The 20,953-nt window shown below is 65.9% G+C and carries 1 protein-coding gene (cut by both window edges); it reads right to left on the bottom strand.

All 20,953 nt of this window come from inside a single coding sequence — locus ABZW16_RS06765, ADP-ribosyltransferase (RefSeq protein ID WP_354952979.1), on the bottom strand. Of the gene's 51,297 coding nucleotides, 15,440 precede the window and 14,904 follow it; the stretch shown corresponds to coding positions 15,441–36,393 — codons 5,147 (partial) to 12,131 (complete); reading right to left, the first codon wholly in view occupies window positions 20,950–20,952. The start codon and the stop codon both lie outside this window.

Genomic DNA, 20,953 nt, shown 5'->3' with positions numbered 1-20,953 from the left:
TTTCACCGCCTCCTGAATTCTAGCATTGCCGACCCCATGGAAGCCCTTCCCTTCGAGGTATTCACGCATTTCCGGCCGCGTATAGCGCTTGACAATGCAGTGGAGTATCTCGTTCTCCAGGGGATCCAATGGCTCGGTCGCGCGGCGACGGCGAATCTCTACGGCGGTGGTTCTATTAATTCGCCCACTTACCAGGGCGAGTGCATCGCGAGGAAGCAGCGGCAGCCTGCCCAGGGAAACCTCTTGGCCACCGGAGGGTTGGTAGTACAGGGTAAACTGATGATAGTCGGTGACCTTCATCCGCAGCATACCATTGTCATAGAATATATCGATGCGAGTACCGGGCGGGTAGAGGTGCCCGAACGCAGCTATTTCGAAGTGCGCCGGGAACAGTTGCGGGTTCGAGAAAACCTCGGGGCTCTCGAAGCCCTCGTTCCGGTCGGGCCCCTCACCTTCGGCACTGATGTGCCGCCCTGCGCGGGCCACCACCGCCGATGATCCCGACGGACGCGTTCCGGCAGGTGCCGAGGTTGCCGCAGCGCCGGCGTCCGGCTCGTAATCCAGATCACCCGGCTCGGGCTCCTTGGCCAGCAGCCCCCACCTGCGCGCGGCCCGCACAATGGCCAGTTGCCCACCGCCGCCCCCCGTCAGCAAGAAATCCCTGGATAGTGCAGAAATACGCACCACGATTTCCCTGTCTGTAATACGCCCGTGCGGGTAGAGCTCCTTGGCAATACCATCCATCGTCTTCTGATACCTATTAGATTTCAGCCTGGATATCCGGTAAAGCAAATCCGTCTTATCGGCCGAGAACCCTTTGGGTTCACCCGAATCCGGGTTGCGGCCGTAGTACAGATAATCTACGTCACCGGGCAACGGATCCCGTCGCAACCATCCCCGCTCCCGAGCCAGCGGCATCCAGGCCGCTCGATCGGATTTAGCACTCGCCGGCTTCAGCTTGCGGTATACCGCCTCCAAATCTCTGGATACCATCTCTGTGCTGATCTCGAGGGCGATGGAAATATCGTAGTTGGTTTTGTCGACCCGAACAGCCAGCGCGAGCGTTTGCAACTGCCGCTGCTGCTGCGGCCGGGCAACAGGGTCCAGACGCCGCGCGACGGCCTGCACTCGAACCGTTTCCACGCGCCGCAAATGTTCCTGCAAATCCGCCACCACAACGGTCCCGATACCGGCACCGAAGACGGTGGAACCGCCCTCCCCACGCAATTCCGCCATCATCTCGATCCCGGATTCGGCATCGGCCCAAACCACCCGGGTGCCCGGACCGAACCCGAAATGACTCGAGTAGTACAGGAACCGGCCCGCCTCCCAAACGACGTGGCTCGACGCCGCGGGTTGCACAATCCCGACCACGCCCTCGGCGCGCAGCTCCGCAGACCCCCGGGCCACGCTCCGCCAGAACGCATCCGCACTCACCACGTCCCCCGGACCACGCCGAGCACCGATCACCCGCACGCCACCGGGCTCCACCGACGCCGTCATCATGACGCGGTCGCCGACCTTGAATTCCAACCGCGTCCCCACCGGGAACGCAGCCTCCGCGAACTTGTCCCTGAACACCCGCCACCCGAACTCGTCGACCCGATCCACACTCGGGGCGGCATCGGGCACGACGGGAGCCAGCTCGGCCGCGCCGGTCGGTGGGGCGTTGTGGTCACGCGGCAGGAGGTGACGCGGTGTGGGTAGGACGGGGAACGTCCCGGCGTCCCCCTCCGGTCCGTAGCGGCCGTGCCCAGCCGGAGCGGGACGTACCGGGTTGTGCGTCGGAGACGGGTCCGGGCTGAGACCGATGCCGCCTTCGGGGAAGGTATCCGGCACGACGTAGCCATACAGCACTGTGACATTGGGGTCGGAATCGTCATACCCCGTGATCACATAGCGTGTGCCGCGGGCCAGCAGCAACTCGTTCTGATGGGCGTAGTTGGGGTCACCGTCCTGGCCGATATAGACGCCGCGGGCGCCCGGCGGCACCACGAGCTCCAGACGGAAGTTGGTGTCGTGCATGAGATCCGCGAGATCGGCTCCCACCAAGGTCGACAGGAACGCCGGTTCCTGCTGCGGGACACCGAGTAGCCGGGAGAGGTCCGGCTGCCCTTTCATGAAGTTGCCGTTCCGGTCGACGAGGAAGTCGATGTCCTGGACCGAGCGGACGACCCGGATCGGTTCGGTCAGCGGCAGCGGCCGGTCGGTCGCCTGATCCAGCAGTTCGATCTGCAAGCGGACGATGTCGGCGTGGAACGGCACACCGAAATGCCGCTCACAGAAATCATCGAAGTTGCGGCAGATTTCGGCGTCGGTCCGGATGTCTTCCCAGTAAGCGACCGGCCGGTGTTGCGCCAGAATGGCGTTCAGCACATCCAGTTCCAGCGTTTCGTCCACGCTGCGGCTAGCACTGCCGTGCAATTCGTCGCGGCGATTCAGCAGCGTCGCCAGCTCCGGTACGGTGCCGAGCGGAAGATTCACCAGTGCCGCGAGGTCGGCGTTCCGCCGTATTTTCTCGCAGGAGCGGTCGAAAGCCGCCTCATCCGCGTAGATGCGCAGTTTGTGGTTGGCCAGCGGCCATTCCTGATACGAGCGCAACACATCTCGCAACTCTTCCGGCAGCGTGTCCCAGATACGGAGCCGCAGCGAGGCGAAGACCGCACCGGCGTAATCGGTGTCGAATACGCGCACGCCGTCGAATGCGCGGGGAGGCTCGGAGGTCCACGCCGGATCCGTGTCGTACCCGGACAGTGTGATCTGCGGGTGTGCGGTATCGCCGGACAGCAGTACCTGCGACCCCCAGAGGTGCTGCTCCATCTCCCCGAGACGTTCCACCGGTTCGCCATTGTCGATCGAGAAATGTTGCACCACATCGGATTCCGCGAAATGGGTGGGCGCGGAATCGTCCGCCGGAGACGATTCCGGGCCGAGTCCGACGCCGAGTCCGAGGGATGTGTCCGGTTCGACGTGGCCGTACAGCACGGTGACGTCGGGGTCGGAATCGTCGTACCCCGTGATCACATAGCGCGTTCCGTGCGCGAGCAGCAGCTCGTTCTGGTCGGCGAATTTCTCGATGCCGTCCTCGCCGATGTAGACCCCGCGGGTGCCGGGCGGCACCACGAGCTCCAAGCGGAAATTCGTAGCGTTGGTGAGGTCGGCGGGTTCGGCGGCTACCGAGGTGGACATGAAGCCGAGTTCCTGCTGCGGGGCATTGAGCAGCGGGGAGAGGTTCGGCTGTCCCCGCATGGAGTTGCCGTACCGATCGACCAGGAAGTCGATATTTTGCAGCGAGCGAACCACCCGGATCGGTTCCGTCAGCGGCAGCGTCCGGTTGGTGGCCAGCTCGAGTTGGGCGATTTGCGCGCGAATGACGTCCGCTCCGAACGGCACCCCGAAATGCCGCCGGCTGTAGTCGTCGAAGATGCGTGCGAGGTCGGAATTGATCCGAATCTCTTCCCAGCGGGCCTCCGGTCGGGGACCAGCCAGAATGGTCTGCAGCGCCTCCAGCTCCAGCGTTTCATCGTAGCCGCGTCCGGACCTGCCGCTCAGGACGTCATGACGCAGCAGCAATGCCGCGAGGTCCGGAACAGTGTCGTGTGTCTTGCTCACCTGGTCCGCGGTGTAGGCGTCCCGCCGGATTTTCTCGCACAGCCGGTCGAAGGACCCTTCGTCCGTGTAGAGCCGCAGTTTGTTGTTGACGATCGGCCACTCCTGGTAGGAGCGCAGCGCGGCCCGCTGCTCGACCGGCAGCTCGGGCCAAATGCGTAGCCGCAGAAAGGCATAGACGGCTCCGGCGTAGTCGGTATCGAATACACGCACACCATCGGACGGGCCGGTCGACTCGAGAGCGAACGCCGGGTCGGTGGCGTCGCCGGACAGCGTGATCTGTGGGAGCGTCTCATCGGAGGGCAGCCCTTCCCATTCTCCCGGCTGATCACCGAACGGTTGATCCTGCCCGGCTCCGGGCGCCCAGGAACCGAGGCCGACGAGCTTTCCCGGGGTGGAGCCCGATCGGCCAACCGGCTTGCCGGCGCGCGTGACCGGCGGGCCGGCGCGCGCGGGCGGGGGGATCTCCTCGCCGGTCATCGTGAAGTAACTGACATAGCTGATGCCGATTTCGCGCCGGTATTTCGGCGGGAAAGGGTGAGATTCCTTGAAAGCGCGGTCCACGACGGTGACGGTGCCGTCCCGATGGGCTACGAGGTAGTAGGAATGCCCTCCGACACCGTTCTTGTCGGCGCGCCCCTTGTACATATCGACGACGTGGGCGATGGCAGGTGCGTGAGCGCGCAGGTGGTCTCTGATCTGAATGTGACCGTCACTGGGATGCAGGACCGCGCGGGAGCGGATTTCGGCTTCCCGGCGCTTGCGGCCACCAAGGCCCGCAGGGCGGTCGAACGGGATCATGCGGCGGCCAGTGATTCGTTCGATATCGTCCAGCGTGAGGTCGAGGCAAATGCTGCCGACTGCCGGAACCTGTTGCTGCGCAATGGCTATAGCGCCGGCGTGTGATGTACCGATACCGAGCCCCGGCCCGGTCGCCACGCCACTCGCGAAAACCTCACCCTCCGCCGCCGGACTCAGCAGCCCCCAGGCACGAGCGGCCCGGACCAACTCCGCGGCCCGCAGCCCGTCCTCCACCGGCAACAGCAGACCCAGCCGCGCTGATATGACACTTATCCGCCGCGCTACAGTCTCCACACCGATTCCGAGCGCTTTGGATATCGCGACCTGAGATTCCCCCCGCGCGAGCCTTACGAGCACACTCATCTCATCGTCCAGAAGTGAGACACGGGTTCCCGATACCGGATCGACACCGTGATACTCGTAATCCAGATCGCCCGGCACCGGCGCAGCGGGCAACCATCCTCGCGTACGAGCCATTCGCACCGCGTTCACGTGATTAGCGGCATCCCCCCACAGCTCCAATTTTCCGTACAGTTTCTCGATTCTCCTCCTGATTGATTTTTCGGTCACATGATCATTACCGGCGGCGCGCAGCTCTTCCTTGACGTCGTTGACAGTCTTGCGCTCCATATTCGCTTTACGCCGGGCCAGGGCCGAAATAACCGCGCTATCATCCACCGACAAAGCCACATCCGAGTCGATTTCATGATCCAGGTCACCGGGTTCCACACGTCGAGGCAGCAACCCCCACGCACGAGCCGCCCACACCAGGTTGACGGGTTTACGATCGTTACCTGTCAGATCAAGCTTGTCGTACAGCGCACGAAGTCGCTTGTCGACCATGTCCTCGGTCATTCGAGTAGGTCTGACCGCGCTTATTTCCTCGGCTATATCTTTCGAAGTTCTGCGCCCCAGATCGGGTTTGCGCAGCGACAGCCAGGAAACCACGTCCACCTCATCGGCCCCGAACTGCCTCGGTTCACCGGATTCCGGATTCCGCCCGAAGTACACATGATCGACGTCGCCCGGCATCGGCTCCGGGCGCAACCACCCGTGCTTGCGGCCAAATCGCAACGCGGTCGTTCGATTACGATCGGCACCCTTCAACTTCATCTTGTTGAAGATCCGCCCCAGGAAGCTGCTGACCCCCGTGGAGGACATCCCGAGGGCAGTACCGATCTCCGAATGGGATTTGCCCTGCGCAACCAGCTGCAATCCTTGCCGCTGCCGGTCCTTGGGTTCGTCGTTGGGTGAATCGACAACCGGCGGCCCCGCCGCGACAACCGCCACCGTCACCGCCCCGACATCCCGCAGACACATCGGAAGTTCCACCGCCGGCACCATCGACGAGTCCGCACCACCGTCATAAATCTCGAATACGCCCCCGTCCCGCAATTCGGCCCGCACCGTCCGCTCGCCGTCTTCGGGCGTCTCCTCCCGCCACGAGACCTCCGTGCCCACACCGAAACCAGCGGCGGCCGACCTGTCCAGGAACCGGCCCGTCTCCCACGCCCAGCCCGTACTCACCGCCGGCTGCACCACCCGAACGACACCTTCGCCGCCCAGTCTCGGGAATCCGTTCCGCAAACCGTCCTGGAAATCCGCCATATCCACTACACGACTGCCGGTTCCGTCCCCTATCCGTACGCGCCGGTCCTGCTCCGACTGCTCCACCGCGACCCGGAAGTTCTCGCCCTCACGATCGGTGAACTCCAGCCTCGTCCCCACCGGGAAATCGACCTCCGCGAACTTCTCCCGGAAGACCCGCCAGCCGAACTCGTCGACCCGATCTCCCCATTCCGCGCCCGAGAAGTCAGCGGCTGTCGTCACGAGCTGAGTCGAACCGATAGGTGGTGCGTGAGGTCCGGCGCCTCCGGTGGGTGGGCTGGTCACCGGTTGGAGCCGGGCGTCGGTCACTGGCGCGGTCGAGTCGCCGAAAGCGAAGCGGGTGCCGGTGCCGTGGATCGACAGGAATGCGAATTTCGTCAGCTGCGTGGCATCCAGGGTGAGGCTGCCGTGCGGGCCGTAAGTGAGCCCGTCGATGGTTCGTGCCACCTCCGGGTTGTGTTCCCACGGATTCTTCAGCTCGAGGAGAATGCCGCCGTCGTCGCCGGAGCGCACACCCAAGACCGAATACGCATGGGGCCCGACCAAACCGGGATATTCGGTGGTGTTCTCCAGGTCTCCACCGAAACTTCCGGTGGACAGCAAGATCTTGTCGCCGCGACTGCGCAGGAACCGCACCAGATCCGCGAAATGCTGCCGGGCAACAGCACTGGTCACCGTCCTCCGCGGATCGAGGACCTGGCCCAGATAATCGAGTACCGCGGTGATCTCGGCCTGCCACCGCGCCCGCTCGGCCGGCTCCAGGTAATAGTTCAGGAAATTCGAGAATCGTTCGACCGAGTCTTCCCTATTGATATTCCAGGTGGGCTCCAGCCCGCCGAGTCGTTGCGCGAACGCGAACACCGACTCCGCATCGGCCCCGGCACCGATCTGCTCGACGAGCAGGTCGTACAGCCCATCGACACCGAACCGCATCGGATGCAGGAAGTCGGCCATGTCGATCCCACGCACCGGCTGATCCACGGTCCCGTCCACCTCGTACGGCGGCAGCAACTCCATCATCGCCCGACCGGCGAACCCGGCTTCGATCGATCCGGCCGTGCCGCCGTGCAGCACCATATACGCCTTCTCCACCAGCGCCGGCCACAACGCCCGGCCCGCGTCCTGGGCCGCATAGATCATCTGCCCGTGCTCATCGGCCCAGAAATCTCTGTTGACCCGCTTCCACCGCGGCACACCCTGTTTGGGGAAAAATCGCACGACGCTGGTGCCGTCGGGATACTCCGAAACCATATCCCGGATTGCCTGAGGATCACCGGCGGGAATGACGATCAGCGGCGCGACCAGATAACAGTCACCGACCCGGCCCTGCGCCGCGTCTCCGGGAACAGGTCCCGCATCGCCGAATACCGGGCCCTCGGCCCGCCGGATCGTGCGGCCGAGTTCGCGCAACGCCTGCTCCGAGACCCGCGTGCCGCCATCCAACAGCAGCTCGCCGCCGGGCCCGACATCCACCGATATCGACGCACCACCCGGAATATGCGTCGTGCCACCCGGAATACGCGCCGCGGTAACGTCCGGCGACAACCGCCGCAACCCCAGGAACATAAGTGCGGCAGCCTCCGACGACCAAGAGGCCGGTGTCTCCCAGTGATACGCGCCGTCGCCGCCCCGGCCGAACACCGTGAGCTCACCCAGCAGACTCCGGGGCACCGAATAGACCGGGGCCTCCGGGTCGTCGCCGATCCACACCGCGAGCAGGTCCGGATTCTCCGGATGGTCGACGCCGTGCAACTCATCGCCGGGCCGGACGGTCAGCAATTCACCATTCTGGTCGACGATGGTCAACCGGTCCGCCGGGGCCGTGATCGTCGTGCTCGGCATCGGCTGTAGCGGCGGCGGATGCACCGGCTCACCGAACGGCCGTATCGACACCGTCACATCCGACTCGATATCGGGCCGCAACAGCTCATACGCCTTCTGCGCCAACGCCGCCCACAACGGCTCACCATCAACATGCCCCGCATGCACCGGCAACCCGGACGAGTCGTGCAGCAGCCGCCGATCCAGCCCCACCCACCGCGGCCGGCCGTCGACGAAGTACCGCACGCCCACCGTGCCGTCGGGGTACTCGTGGAACATCTCCACCAGACCCTGTGGATCCCGCCGGGCGAGCCGGCCGAGGTTCCGCATCAGCACCGAGTAGTCGCCCCGCACCCCCTCCCGCGCATCCGATTCCCGCGGCACCGGCCGCGAATCCACCGTCGCGAACACCGGACCCGTGTGCATCACCATTGCCGCGGCCGCCGCCGGTCCGTCCAAACCCAGCGCCTGCACGCCATTCTGCGGAACCACGACCCGCGAGCTCAGCGACTCGATCCGCAACGCACCAGCCGCCTCCGGCCGGGTGGCCAGCAACTCGCCGACTCCCAGCTGCACCACTCCCCTGTCGTAGAACAGCAACTCGCCGGCCGACCCGTCACGCCTCGGCGCGCCCAGCCACCCGCCATCGGGATCCGCGCTCCAGTCGAGGTGGCGCAGCAGTTCGGTGTGCACCCGATACGACACCGCGGGGGCCGAGCTCAACTGGATCCGGGCATTACCCCGCACATCCTGCCCGTCCCACCGGACGCTGTCCGCGGCCCCGATCACCACCGCCTGCCCGTTCCGGGCGATCAGCACCGTGTTCCCGGTCTCCCCGATCGTATCCGCCTGCTGCACAACCAGATTCGACGGTGCGGACCAGGAGTCGATGCCGCGCTCGGCAGCGGGATCGTTCGTCCTCCCGGCTGTCCCGGATTCGCCTTCGAAGAGCCACCCCAGTACGTTCGCGGTAGACGCGAAGTCCCCGTCCTCGAGATATCCGGGCCCGGGACCGGCGTCCTCGGGGAAGTCCTCCGGCTCCGCAGAGGTAGACGACTCGTTCGCACGGTTGCCGGCATCGGAGGTGTCGTTCGACTCCGAGTATCCCGGCGGATTCGTGTATCCGGGCGGCTGCGTCACCGAATGGTCCGGTGCCGCCGCGTAATCCGGCAGTGCATCGGCTGCGTCGTCGACTGCCCGAGCCATCGACATCCGGCCGTGCATCGCAGCTGCCCGCGCGGGGTCGACGACCACCAGATCGGTGATGCGACGCTGGGTCATCCGCGCCTCCAGCGACGCCGCATTCGCTCGTCCGGCCATGCCCTCGAGATCGGGATCGTCGACGTCGTAGATGCGGAATTCATCCGAATCTCCGATGCGCTGCACCGCCATCATGCGGAAATCGTTGGAGTTGACCATATTGTGCGGATTGGCCATCCACACTCGCGCATTCGCCGGCAGCTCCCGGATGTCGGTGAACTCCCGGAAGCGGTGTACGGCGGACGCGCCCAGACTCAGTTGCGCCCACCGGACCCATCGGGCCGCTGTCTGTTCCGCGCTGTCGCCGCGCAGGCCAACGATCACGTCGATCGCGTCCTGCTGCTGCGCCGGGGTGAGCGTGGTGTAGTCGAGCCTGCCCGATCGGGCGGAACCGTAGAGCAGCCAGCGCATCGCCAGCCAGCCACCGAACCGGCCGACCACATGACCATCGAGCCTGTTCACACGATGTAGGGGGTGGACCCACAAATCCCAGTGGTTGTCCCAGCCGTTCAAACACAGATAGGGATTGCGCATGGTCACAGGCGCATGCCACGTCTCGGTCAGCACATTCCGCCGACGGCCGTCGACCATCGCCACCGGGATCTCGGGTGCGATCGCCTGGAACAGCCGGCCTATTCCGGACCTCGAAGCACCGGGCCGCCGTGCGGCCGCGGCGATCGTCACCGGAAATGCCCGAGGCTCCTGCGGTTGCTCCCGCGGTACCGTTTTCGGGGGAGGCGCGGTCGAGGGGCCTGCCTCGGCGTCTGCGGGCCGCGTCGTACTGCCATCGGTTCCCACAACGCCTTCGCCTTCGGTCGAGCGGGATGGGTCATGGCCGGGGATGACTGCGGAAGTGGTTGTGCCGCCACCTGTTCGACGCGCGAGCCGGTGGAAGATCGCTCGGATGCCACGGTGCCGGCCACCTGCGTCCGCCGCGGTATCAGCGTGCCGCGTACCGGCCGACGTCGTCACGTCGCCGGAGGCGCCAAGCCCACGAAGATGGGATGCGAAGCCCCGCAACCGTTCTCGTGTGCCGCGCTGCCGTGCGGATTGCTCGTGCGGTGTGCCGTCGGCGCGAACGCGAGTGCTGCCGTCGCCCGCCGGGGCGACGAGATCCCCGCGATCGGATTCGAGGACATCGAGCAGAGCGTCACCGAAATAGGTCTCATCGGGACCGGGCTCGAACTCCGGATCCGACCGCGATTCACTGGGCTCCAGCCCTTTCAGCGCATAATCCTCGGGCCCCTCCAGCAGCGACCGACTTCCCTGCCCACGACCTGAGGTGTGCGCGGCAGGTCCGATGGGCTGGTCGGTGCCGGGTGCGGTCGGTGCTACGAAGTGCCCACGCAGGACGACGAAGTCCGGGTGGAAGTAGGAATCGAAGGGGTCCGTGCCGATTCCGGTGATTACGAAGGGCGTGTTGCCCGCGAGCAGGAGCTCGTTTTCGTGCGCGTTCTTCTCGCGACCGTCGCGGCCGATGTAGATCCCGCTCAGTCCGGGCGGTACGACGAGCTCGAGGCGGAATTTCGGGTCGGTGCTGAGTTCGAAGAATTCGGTGGTCAGTGCGGTGGACAGGAAGCCGGGGTCCCGCTGGATGACATTGCGGAGAAGGCCGAGGTCTGTGCGCCCGTTGAGCGCGGTGCCGTCCGCGGTGAACAGGAAGTCGACGTGGCCGAGTGAGCGGAGGACGAGGAACGGTGGCGCCGATGGCACCGGCCCGGCGGTGCCCTGGCGGAGCAGTGCGAAATACCGGCGGACACTGCGCAGTGTGGGCGAGGCACCGAAATATGCCACGAATGCTTTGTCGAACTGGCCGTTGCATTTCCCGTCGACACGGATCTGTTCCCAGCGCGCCGCGGGCTGGGAGTGGTCCAGAATATCGTCGAGCGCCTCCAGCTTCCGAGCGTCGGAGTCGCCGAGATGTGCGCTCGCCAGTCTGCGCATCGTGTCACGGTCGGAGTCGGTGCGATCGCCGCCCTTCTTGTCCAGCACCAGCCGCAATTCCTGCGCTTCGGATGGCGCACAGCTGCCGGCCAGGAGATATTGCAGGCGCTTTCTCGACTCGGCCAGCATGCCGACAGTGGGAACCCGGGGGTGATGTTCTTCGCTGACGAGATCCGCGGTGGCGGCACAGCGCTGGAATCGCTCGAATACCTCCTCGAAACTCTCACTCCCGCTACGCAACATGGTGTTCGTGACGGCGGCTGTCTGCTGGTAGGTCATCAGCGCGGCGCGCACTTCGGGTGATTTCTGGGGGAAGGTGCGCAGCATGCCGTGGCCGAAGTCGGCCCCGTCTCGGCTGCTGGTGAATACGCGGACATCGCCGAGGGGCAGCTCGACGTCCGGGTTGTCGAGGATCGAGGGATGCACGGTCACCGTGGACGAGTCGACATGCGGCACGGACGCTGTCAATGCCGCGGGTGCGTAGACGTGGATCTGCTGTGTTCCGGAATGGTGCGTGGCGAATTGGGTGATCGCCGTACCAAGACTCGTGGCGGAATCCTCGGAATCCTCTGTGCCGTAGTCGATCCAGACCACGGTCGCGTCTCCGGGGTTGGTTCGGGCGTGCAATCCCGCTGCGCGACCGGGCATGTCGTACATCGCAGCGGCCGCGGGGGCCGAGTAGGCGTGCCAGTGCACCGTCGACGCGGTATCGACCGGCCCGAAACCGATGGCCATGCGGCCACGCCCGCCCGAATCGTTCTGGCTGAACGAGAGCAGCTGCACTGCCGATGGCGTGCCGCCGGAACGATCGGCCGCCACCTCCGCGTTTCTGACGGCGGCGCGCAGGAGAGTGCGGGGGATGTCCAGGTTGTGCCGCCGTTGCAGCAGGTGCGGTGGCAGCTCGTCATCGGGTTCATCGGCGTTCTCCGCGAACCAGAGCTTCTTCAGCAGGAGGTACCGGATGTTCCGGCTGCTCCGGATCGAGGCCGGGAGTACTTCACCGTTGCGCAAGGCGGGGAACTTCTCGAGCAGGCCGAGCTGTTCTTGGTTGAACCACTTGGATATGAGCAGGTTGTCCCACCAGGTTCGGCCGGTCCCCGGATGGGTGTAGGGCGAATCCAGCTCGTTCAGCTGCCGCACCACCTCCGGTGGGAGGTCGCCGTTGTCGTCCGCAAGGCCTTCGAGCCGGGCCACCTCGAGTTCGAACAGTCTCTCGTTGAGTTTGTCTTGGATGCCCATCGGGGCGGTGGTGCGCAGAGCGGGGAATTCGGTCAGCAGACGCAGCTGTTCGGCATCCGAGAGATCGTCGAAATGCAGGTTGTTCCACCAGGTTTCACCGACATCACCCCACCAGGTGTCCGACGTGCCGAGCCCGGCGGGCGGCCGCAAGGGCGAGCCGGAGCTGTCGTCGCCGCTCGGGCGGTCCGCGCCGATTCCGACATCGCCGAGGGCCTCGGCACCGTCGGCGTCACGACCGGCGGGGATGTACTCGGAGCCGTCCGCGCCCGGTGCGCCGGAGCCGATGGATGGTGTGGCGGTGGGAGTTTGGTGTTCCGCCGGGGGTGCGACCGGATGGCCGGGTGTGCGGTCGCCGGCGTCCGGTTCCGGTAGCTGGATCTCGGCGTCGATGATGACCGTGTCGTTCGCGTCGTCTCGGGTCACCCTGGTGATGCGGTACCGAGTGCCGCGCGCGAACACGAGTTCGTTGTCGAGTCGCCCGATCCACAGGCCCTCGGCGCCGGGCGGCACCGTCAGATTCAGTTGGTAGCCGAAACGGCCTTCCCCCATGGCGGTCAGCTCATGGCCGACCGATGTGGACAGGTAGCCGGGATCCTGTTGCACGGTGCCCACGAGCCTGTACGGGTCCGCGGCGAGAAGTGGTATCCGGTTTCCGGCGTTGTCCCGGATGAAGTCGATGCTGACCAGGCCCCGCACGACCCGGATCGGCTCGGTGTTCGGCAGTGGTCGTCGAGTTGCTTGATCGAACAGGCCGATCCCGCGCTCGAGAGCGTCGATTTGTGGCGATGTGCCGAGGAAGCGTTCGAAGAGTGGTTGCAGCCCATCCCGGTACTTGTGATGGTCGCCGACCAGCTGCGCCAGTGCGAACTCCGGAATGTCGCTTTCGGCGATCGAGACGATAGTCCGCCAGATTGCACTCGCGCGATCCGGATCGTGGATTTTCTGGTCTACTGCCCCTTCTCCGGATCGGTAATACTCCATCAGCTCGGTCAATGACAGCCGACCTGGTCCGACCAGTTCGGTCAGCAGCGCAACGGATTCGGTGCTGGCGCGCAGTCGGTCGAAATTCTCCTGCGTCTTGTCTCGGCCGTCCCGCAGCAGCACGTTGAAAGCCGGCAAAGTCCGGTAGGCCCATGACACGTGGCGCTGTTGCGGGGTGAGTTCGTGCCAGCGATCGAGCACGGTCACGCCGTAATTCGAGGCCGCCTCGGCCGAATCGAATACGCGCACACCGTGCTCGTCGAGATGCCCGATGCCGTGGCGTTCGGTCCGGGGGTTCGCTGCCGGTTGCCACTCGTGCCCGGAAGGTGGTTCGTACGTGGCCGGGGCGTCGAGCTGGTCCGGGCGAATTCTGAGTAGGGTGCCGTCGGCGGTCCTGGCCGCATGCAGGTGCTCCGGATGTTCCGCAGACGTGAACAACAGAGTGAACGGCGTGCCCGGCGCCCCATGGTGATAGACATCGCGCGGTCCGTCCGGGTGCAATACGACGATATTGAGCTGAAGTTCTCGGGCGACGATGGGGAGCAGGTCGGCACTCATCAGATGGTCCGTGGGCCTGCGCGAGTCGCGCACGGTGTCGAGCAGGTACCCCAGCCGGTCCATCGCACGTCGGCGAACTGATTCATCGAACTGCCGAACGGATTCCTCGAATGGCGCACGACGGTGCGTTTCCGCCGCATTCTCCGCTGCGGTCCTGCTCATATGCTCGTCGAATGAGAGTTCGCCGCTGGCAATGAGTTCGCCGGCTCGACGGGCGCGGCGCCGGCGATCCATCTCGAATTCGGTCACCGACCGGGCGCGGCGGAACTCCTCGATACTCTGCTCTTTCCGCCCCGCAGGGGTGAAGGAGGGGAGCAAGTCGACGTAGTCCTCGAGGTGCGCTTCCATGCGCTGGGCGAGCGTGGCACGTGTCCGGTCCGGCGTCGTGTGGCCGGTGGACTGTGCGAACACCTCCAGCAGATGGTTCCCATCCTGCGGTGACGACTCCCAGACCGGTGCGAGCGCCTCGGTGTCGTCCTCCCGCTGTTCCTGGGCCACGGTGATCCGGCGCCTGATGTCCTCCACTCGGACACCGGGTTCGGTGTCCTGGCGGTCGGCGGCCGCGAGCCGCAAATCGAGGGCCAATTCGGGAGTCACCCGAAGCGCTGTTACCGCGCTGTCGAAATGATCCTGTAATTCCGGCCGCAGTTGCCGGGCGAACTCCACGCTGTCCCAAGGGTCCGCGGTATATATCGCATTGCTGATCCTGGCGAATTCGCGCAGCGCCCGGCTCTCCGCCTCCGTCAATTCCCGGAGGTCGGGGGTCTGCGCGCGGGCCGGGGTCGCCTCCGGTGCGGGGACGTCGAGCCCGAACAACTCCATATCCGTGCGGGTGTCGAGCTCCTGATGTGCGACGTCCCGCACGCTCATCCCCAAGTTGTCGGCCTGGCCCTGCCATCCCACGGCCTGTAGCGGGGTCGTGCCGAGTGCTTCCGCCGCGCTGGAGAGGTCGCTGCGAAGGTTCGGTCTCATTCGTTCGGCGAGGCGGAAGACCTCATCCTCGTCGATGCCCGAGAACGAGCGGAACCGGCTGTGCACGATCCGCTGGATCTCGGCGTACTCGAACAGTGCCTCGTTCTCGTCCGGTGTCAGCTCCCGAATCGCGAGCTGCTCGGCGTCGATGTCGTCCCTGGGGCCGACCTGATCCGGCGGCAGGACGTCATCCCCGCGCAAGGTCTCGAACAGCGATCCGTCGGTGTTGCGCCCGATCTCGTAGCGGCCGGGCGCGGTCCGGCGGATGTGGTGGGTCTGCTGGTTGCCTTCCCCGGTGCGGGTCGGCGGCCCGGCGGGGTGTTCCAGCACGACGTCGGCACCGAACCGGCGGCTCGCGAGGATCAGGAGTTCCCGGTGTGTCAGGTCGGTGCTCAGCATGGGATTCGGTTCGAGATCGCGTCGCGGGTGGTTCAGATCGGCGATCGCGTGCCGCAGCCGGACAGTGGACTGCTCCTGGAAATTCTCGTCGAAGGTTTCCCGCCGCCGGGTTTCCGCGGCCTGGTTCGCCGCGGCGAATTCCGCATCGGAGACGGCGCCGGCGTCGAACCGCTGCCGGCGCGTGCGCTCGGTGGCCCACTCGGCCCGCGCGCGCTCGGACAGCATCGTCTGCCGATAGTGCTCGAGATGCTCCTCGAGTTCGGCGGCCAACATCGCCCGCATCGACTGCGGGGACTCGACATCGAACAGCGCGGCCAAGGTCGAGAACAGCGGATTATCGACCTCACCCATCGGCTGCCACGACGCCGGACCGGACCGCTGGGCGGTGGGGGCCGACGCCTGCTGCTGCTCGCGCTCGGTGTGCTGCAGGCCGGACTGCTCGCTGGGATCGGCGACCGCCGGGCGCACGCCCGCGTGATAGTGGCCGCCCCCGTCGTCGACGCGCACCAGCACCGCACTCGCGGTGTCCGGATCGCCGATCGGCGCCAGCGACCGGTCATCGAGGATCGCGATCGTGGTGTGCTGTGATTCCATGATCGCCCGCGGCAACAGATCGGCCAGGTCGTTCTGATACGCACCGGAGGCACGCAACTGCTCCAAGTCCTCCTCGAACCGCGCCGCCCGATCCCCCTCGGCGACGCCCGCCGGATGGTAGAGCGCGAAGAAAGCCTCCCGGTGCGCCGCGATGTGATCGACGGCCTCAGCGCGCACCGTCGAAGAATCCTTCACACTGCCCGAGGCGAGAACGAACGATTCGAACAGGCTATCGCCGGTGGACTCGACCATGGCGGGTACCAGCCCGGTCGCGGCCAGCGCCTGCAACTGGGCTTGGCTCGGAGCCCAATGCACAGCACGCAACTCGGTGAATGCCTGCTCCGGATCGGCGGCAAGCAGGATCTGGGTCAATGCCGCGGCCGCCACCTGTGCTACCGGATCGTCGATCGCCGACAACGCATCACGCAAGGCGACGACCCCGCCGCGGCCCAGCTGCCGTGCCATGTCCAACGGGCCGGTCAACTCGCCGGTGAACAGCAACCGGGCCGCCTCCCGGCGCTCATCGTGCGTGAGCGCGGGCGTCACCGCGGCAGTCGCTGACACGGGGGCGGCGGTCACCGGCACCGGCACCGGAGCCCACCCCGGGATAATAATTATGCTCGGGCCGTCGAGCTGCGCCTCGCTCTCCTCGGTCAGCCAGGCCAGCGGTGTGAAAGCCGCCAGAATCGCTGGATTCATCGCGAGGGTGTGGTCTTCCTCGGGCAGCGACGCCAGCCCGAAAACCCGGAGGGCGTAGCTCCCGATCGAGCCGTGCTCCAGCTCCTCTCCCTGGTCGGGCTGCATCAGCACCGGACCACTGACACTGAGAGCAGCCAGGGCCAGCCGCGGCGGCCGCACCCCACGCAGCGTAGCCAGCCGATGCAGGCGCAGCATCGCATCAGGGATCGCCTCGATACCATTGATCTGCAGCGACTCCAGCAAGCTCCGGTACTCCCGCCCCAGCACGGTGTCCGCCGGCTCGCCCTCGACCAGCTTGCTCAACATCTCCTCGAGCTCCGTGCGGTCGGCCTGCAACGCGGCACGGTCGGCGTCCTGGTACCGACCGATGAAACGCTCGGGGATCGCCGTCATCACGTCCGCCAGATACCGAGAATTGGGCGGCGCCACAATGAAGTGGTTGCCCAGCATCCCCTTCTGGTATCGGCGCTCGACCAGGCGCCGCAACCGCTCCGCGACGGGCAAGCCCTCGAACTGCTCCTGCTCCAGTTCCTCTTTGTCACGAATCAGCACACCGAACACCGGAATGTCCTCCTCGTGCAGGAACATCGGCTCGAGATCGGCCAGCTCCACCGCGCCGGGAGCCAGGTCCACATCCGCGTACACGCCACCACGCGACACCAGCAGCGCATACCGGCCGATATCCGAGGCCAGATTGAAAGCCCCTGTCTGCAAGCTGAAGTCGTAAATAGCAACCAGTTCCCTGCTGCCCACCTCGGCGACCAACTCACGCAAATCATCGCGGATCACGAATTTGCCTGCGGCAGCCCGGATTTCCGGGTCCTGCTCCAGCTGCGCGCGGACCCTGTCGTAACCACCCTGGGTCCAGAACGTGAAAGTCCAGTCCGAATCCCCTGCGGACCGCACCCACGCCTTGATATTCGCCAGTGCCGTCGGACTGAGTTCGCCACCGAACCAGGCGAAATTCATCTCACGCGGAATCTCGCGCACCAAGGCCGCGTCAGCAGCACGCAATCTCGGCAGCAGCTCCGCCGCCATCCGCTCGTTCACCTCACGCAGACCCGCACGCCCGGCACCGGCGATGAGCAACCGAGCCGGAAGCACGGCCCCCGAGCCGGTGAGCCGATCGAACTCGGCAGGCAGCTCACCGATCGTCACCGCCCGATCGCCGAGGGTCGCGGCAGTACGGGTGCGGAACTGCTGATACTCGGCACGAACCTGGTCGGCCGTGAGCGCCTCATCCCCGACCTCGAGATTTTCGAGCACATCGAGCAGCAGGGCGTGATGCAACGGAGTCACCGCACTGGCCGCACCGGCATGGAAATCGGCCAGCAACCGATCGACGTGCGCCACGGTCGGCGCCTCCGATGCGGGCAGGATTCCCAGCTCCCGCAACAGCTCCGTCAACCGCCCGACCGTGCCGGGATCATCGAACCCAGCGGGCGGCCGCAGCGGATCAACCGTGTCATCGTCATCGGCCGGCGCGCCGGAGCTTTCGACATCGCTCGGGCGATCCGCGCCGATGCCGACGTCGCCGAGGACCTCGGCACCGTCGGCGTCACGACCGGTGGGGATGTACTCGGAGCCGTCCGCGGCGTAGATGATGGCGGTGATCGCACGGAGACCGTCGGTGGGATGTTCCGCGAGCGGATAGTGGCGTCCGGTCTCCGGGTCGTACCCGCCGACAACGCCGTCGTGCATCACGAAAACCGTGGTGTGCGCGCCGATTCCATGTTCGTCGACCGGACCACTGCGGGCATCGACAACCAAGGCGTAAGCCCCGAATCGGCCGAGTATGTCCGCGATCTCGGCGTGGCTGGAGAAGGTTCGCAGCTTGGCACCGGCATGACGGTTGAACTCCTCGGCGCTCATTCCGCCGAGGCCGACCGCATTCTCGGCCGGCGGAGTAATCGGGGCGGCGGGGAGTCTGGCAGCGACATAACGCATGGCGCCGGGCGCGCACTGCGAGGGACGAACACCCGAGGTACCGGCCGAACCGGTGGTGTGAGCGTGCCCGCTGCCGTCGCCGGTGGCCAGCGCTGCCGCTGTAGCGAGTGCGGCGGTGGTTTCCTGGTCGAGCAGGCCCTGGCCGGCCAACTCGAGGGCCTTGGCTACTACGTTCTCGCATCTGGTTTTCGGAGACACCCCGCGCACGGGTCCGATTCCGAATTTCTTGAACAGCAGGAGCCTTGCCTTCTTTACCGCAGGCAGGCTGGGCGGAGATCCGTGCTCGCCGAGATGGCGGATAGCCTCATCATTAGTGGTGCGGCCTGCCCGGAAAGCCAAGAGCACCTTTCGCTCGATATCATTCAACCTGACAGCCACAGGTACCGGGTGTGCGGCAGCGGCGGCTTCAGCGAGTAGACGCTGCTGACTGGCTGCGACTACAGCATCCTCGTCGATCAGGCGCAGCCGGCGAGCTTCGGCCAAGGCGGACTCGCGGTCGGAAACTCCGAGCTTGAAGAATACGCCGTTCTTCCCGCCGCTCATCGCATCTTTTATCGACTTCTCGCTGCTGCCTTGTTGCAGTTGTCGGGCGATAGCACCATGGGTTTCATACCCGGCGGCGAGGTGCTCGAGTACAGTTTTCTGCAGGGCAGTGAGTTTGGGGCCGGGAATTGTTGCCGTATACGGGGTATCGGTGGACGTGCGCCCATGTTCGTAGGTGTCGCTGTCGGGGCGTTGACGGAGGTAATGGACCGTGGTGCCAACGGCAGGGTTATTTATGAAGGTGTACCGGGCGCCTCCGGGTTGCATGATGACGAGATTGGGATTGATGTAATCGATAGCGGCGTGGAACACGACGGGAAGACCGGGGTATTTGGTGGAACGGCTGCCCGTAGTGCGGCCGGCACGGAGTTCGCGGATTTCCCTATCCAGTTCACGGGCGCGTGCGCTGGTGATGTTGTCGCGGAACTGCTCGACACCGATTTCCTCATCGCGGAACTCCTCGGGTCCGAAGAAGCCGTTGTTGTAGTCGGTCAGGAATTGTTCGCGACGCGCGGCTTCGTAAGTTAGTTCGCCCTCGAGCTGATCGCTGGTGATATGGCGGCTGTAGTAGTCGCTGTGCCGTTCGAGGTGATCGGCCAGGTCGTCGTACAGCTTCTGGTCTTTACCGAGTGCATGTATGAGGGCTGTGACAGGCGAATGAAAGTCGTCGCTCCAGTGACCAGGAGTGGGGGTGTGGACAGTGACATCGGAGATGTCGAGAGCGTTCAGCTGGGCGAGGAATTGGTGCGTGTAGACGGTGTCCGACGGATCTGCCGGTGTGTGGACTCCGATCGTGCCGTTGGCCAGCAGGGTGGCGGTCGTGTTGTCGGGGAGGTGGATCTCCGTGCCCGTGGGGAGGGCGTTCTGGTGGATACGGCGTGCGAGTTCGTCGCGGGTGGTCGGATCGGTGGCGTCGGCGGCGGGGTAGCCGGGATCGGTCTGGGCGGTGGCTTGGTCGTCGGATGGCGCACCGATGCGGATGCCGCGTGGGAGCCTTGGGCGCCGCACACCGCGCTGAAGTAGCGCGCGAATCGGTTCGACGCCCAGGCGGATCGGGCGGGACGTGGCGCCGGTCGGGGTGTAGAGAACGGCGAACAGGCCAGCGGAGTCGCGGCGCCCGGGCCATCTGCTGGTGTGGCCGCCGGCGTCGGGTATGTAGTCGCGGACGACGATGATGCCATCATCGTTGACCATCCGATAAGCATGTGCGCCAATACCGTTCGCGTTGACGTCCGGGTGTGCGTGGACGACCAGGGCCTGCGCGCCCGGGCCGAGAAGCTGTAGCTGCTGGGCGATTTGGTCCTCGCCGGCGTATCCGCGGAGCTTGCCGCCGGCGGCCTTCTCGGCTTGCCGCTTCGAATAGCCCGGCAGCGCCGCGCGCCCGCGACGCCACAGGGTGTTTCCGCCGGTTTCGGGGCCCGTGATCGCGCGGAGTCGAATCGCATTGCTTGTGATGCCGCGACGCGCGAACCTGTTGCCGATTCCGGTGAGCGCCCGGACGAGGCACTGGTAGTCGTCGGGCTCGGCACGGCGAGCTGTCGCATACGGCCGACTGAAGACGGTCGTGTGGATGCTGCTGCCGTCGCCGCGGCCAAGCGCGACAGCTGTGCGGGCACCAGAAGCGGCTGCACGGTTAGGGGCAACGGCAGTGTGGGCACCGGCACCACGGTCGGGTGCAACGGCCGTACCGGCGCCGCGGGTGCGGCCGACAGCTGTACCGGCGCCGGCACCGCCACCGCGGGTGCGGCCGACGCCCGTACCGACACCGACACCACGGTTGAGGCCGACGCCCGTACGGGAACCGGTCCCGCCATCGCCATCTGGCGCGGCAACCGTGTGCGCGGTGGGAGTTGTTGTGCTGCTGCCGGTTTGGCGCGCGAACCGCTGGAACACGGACCGGATGCCACGGCTTGGAGCGTGCTCGGCCGACGCGGCGGGTATGTGCTGCGTGTCCGGCGAGGTCGTCTCGTCGCCGGGT

The organism is Nocardia sp. NPDC004604 (assembly GCF_040609795.1).
Lineage (GTDB): Bacteria > Actinomycetota > Actinomycetes > Mycobacteriales > Mycobacteriaceae > Nocardia.
This window is presented reverse-complemented; position numbering and strand designations above follow the sequence as displayed.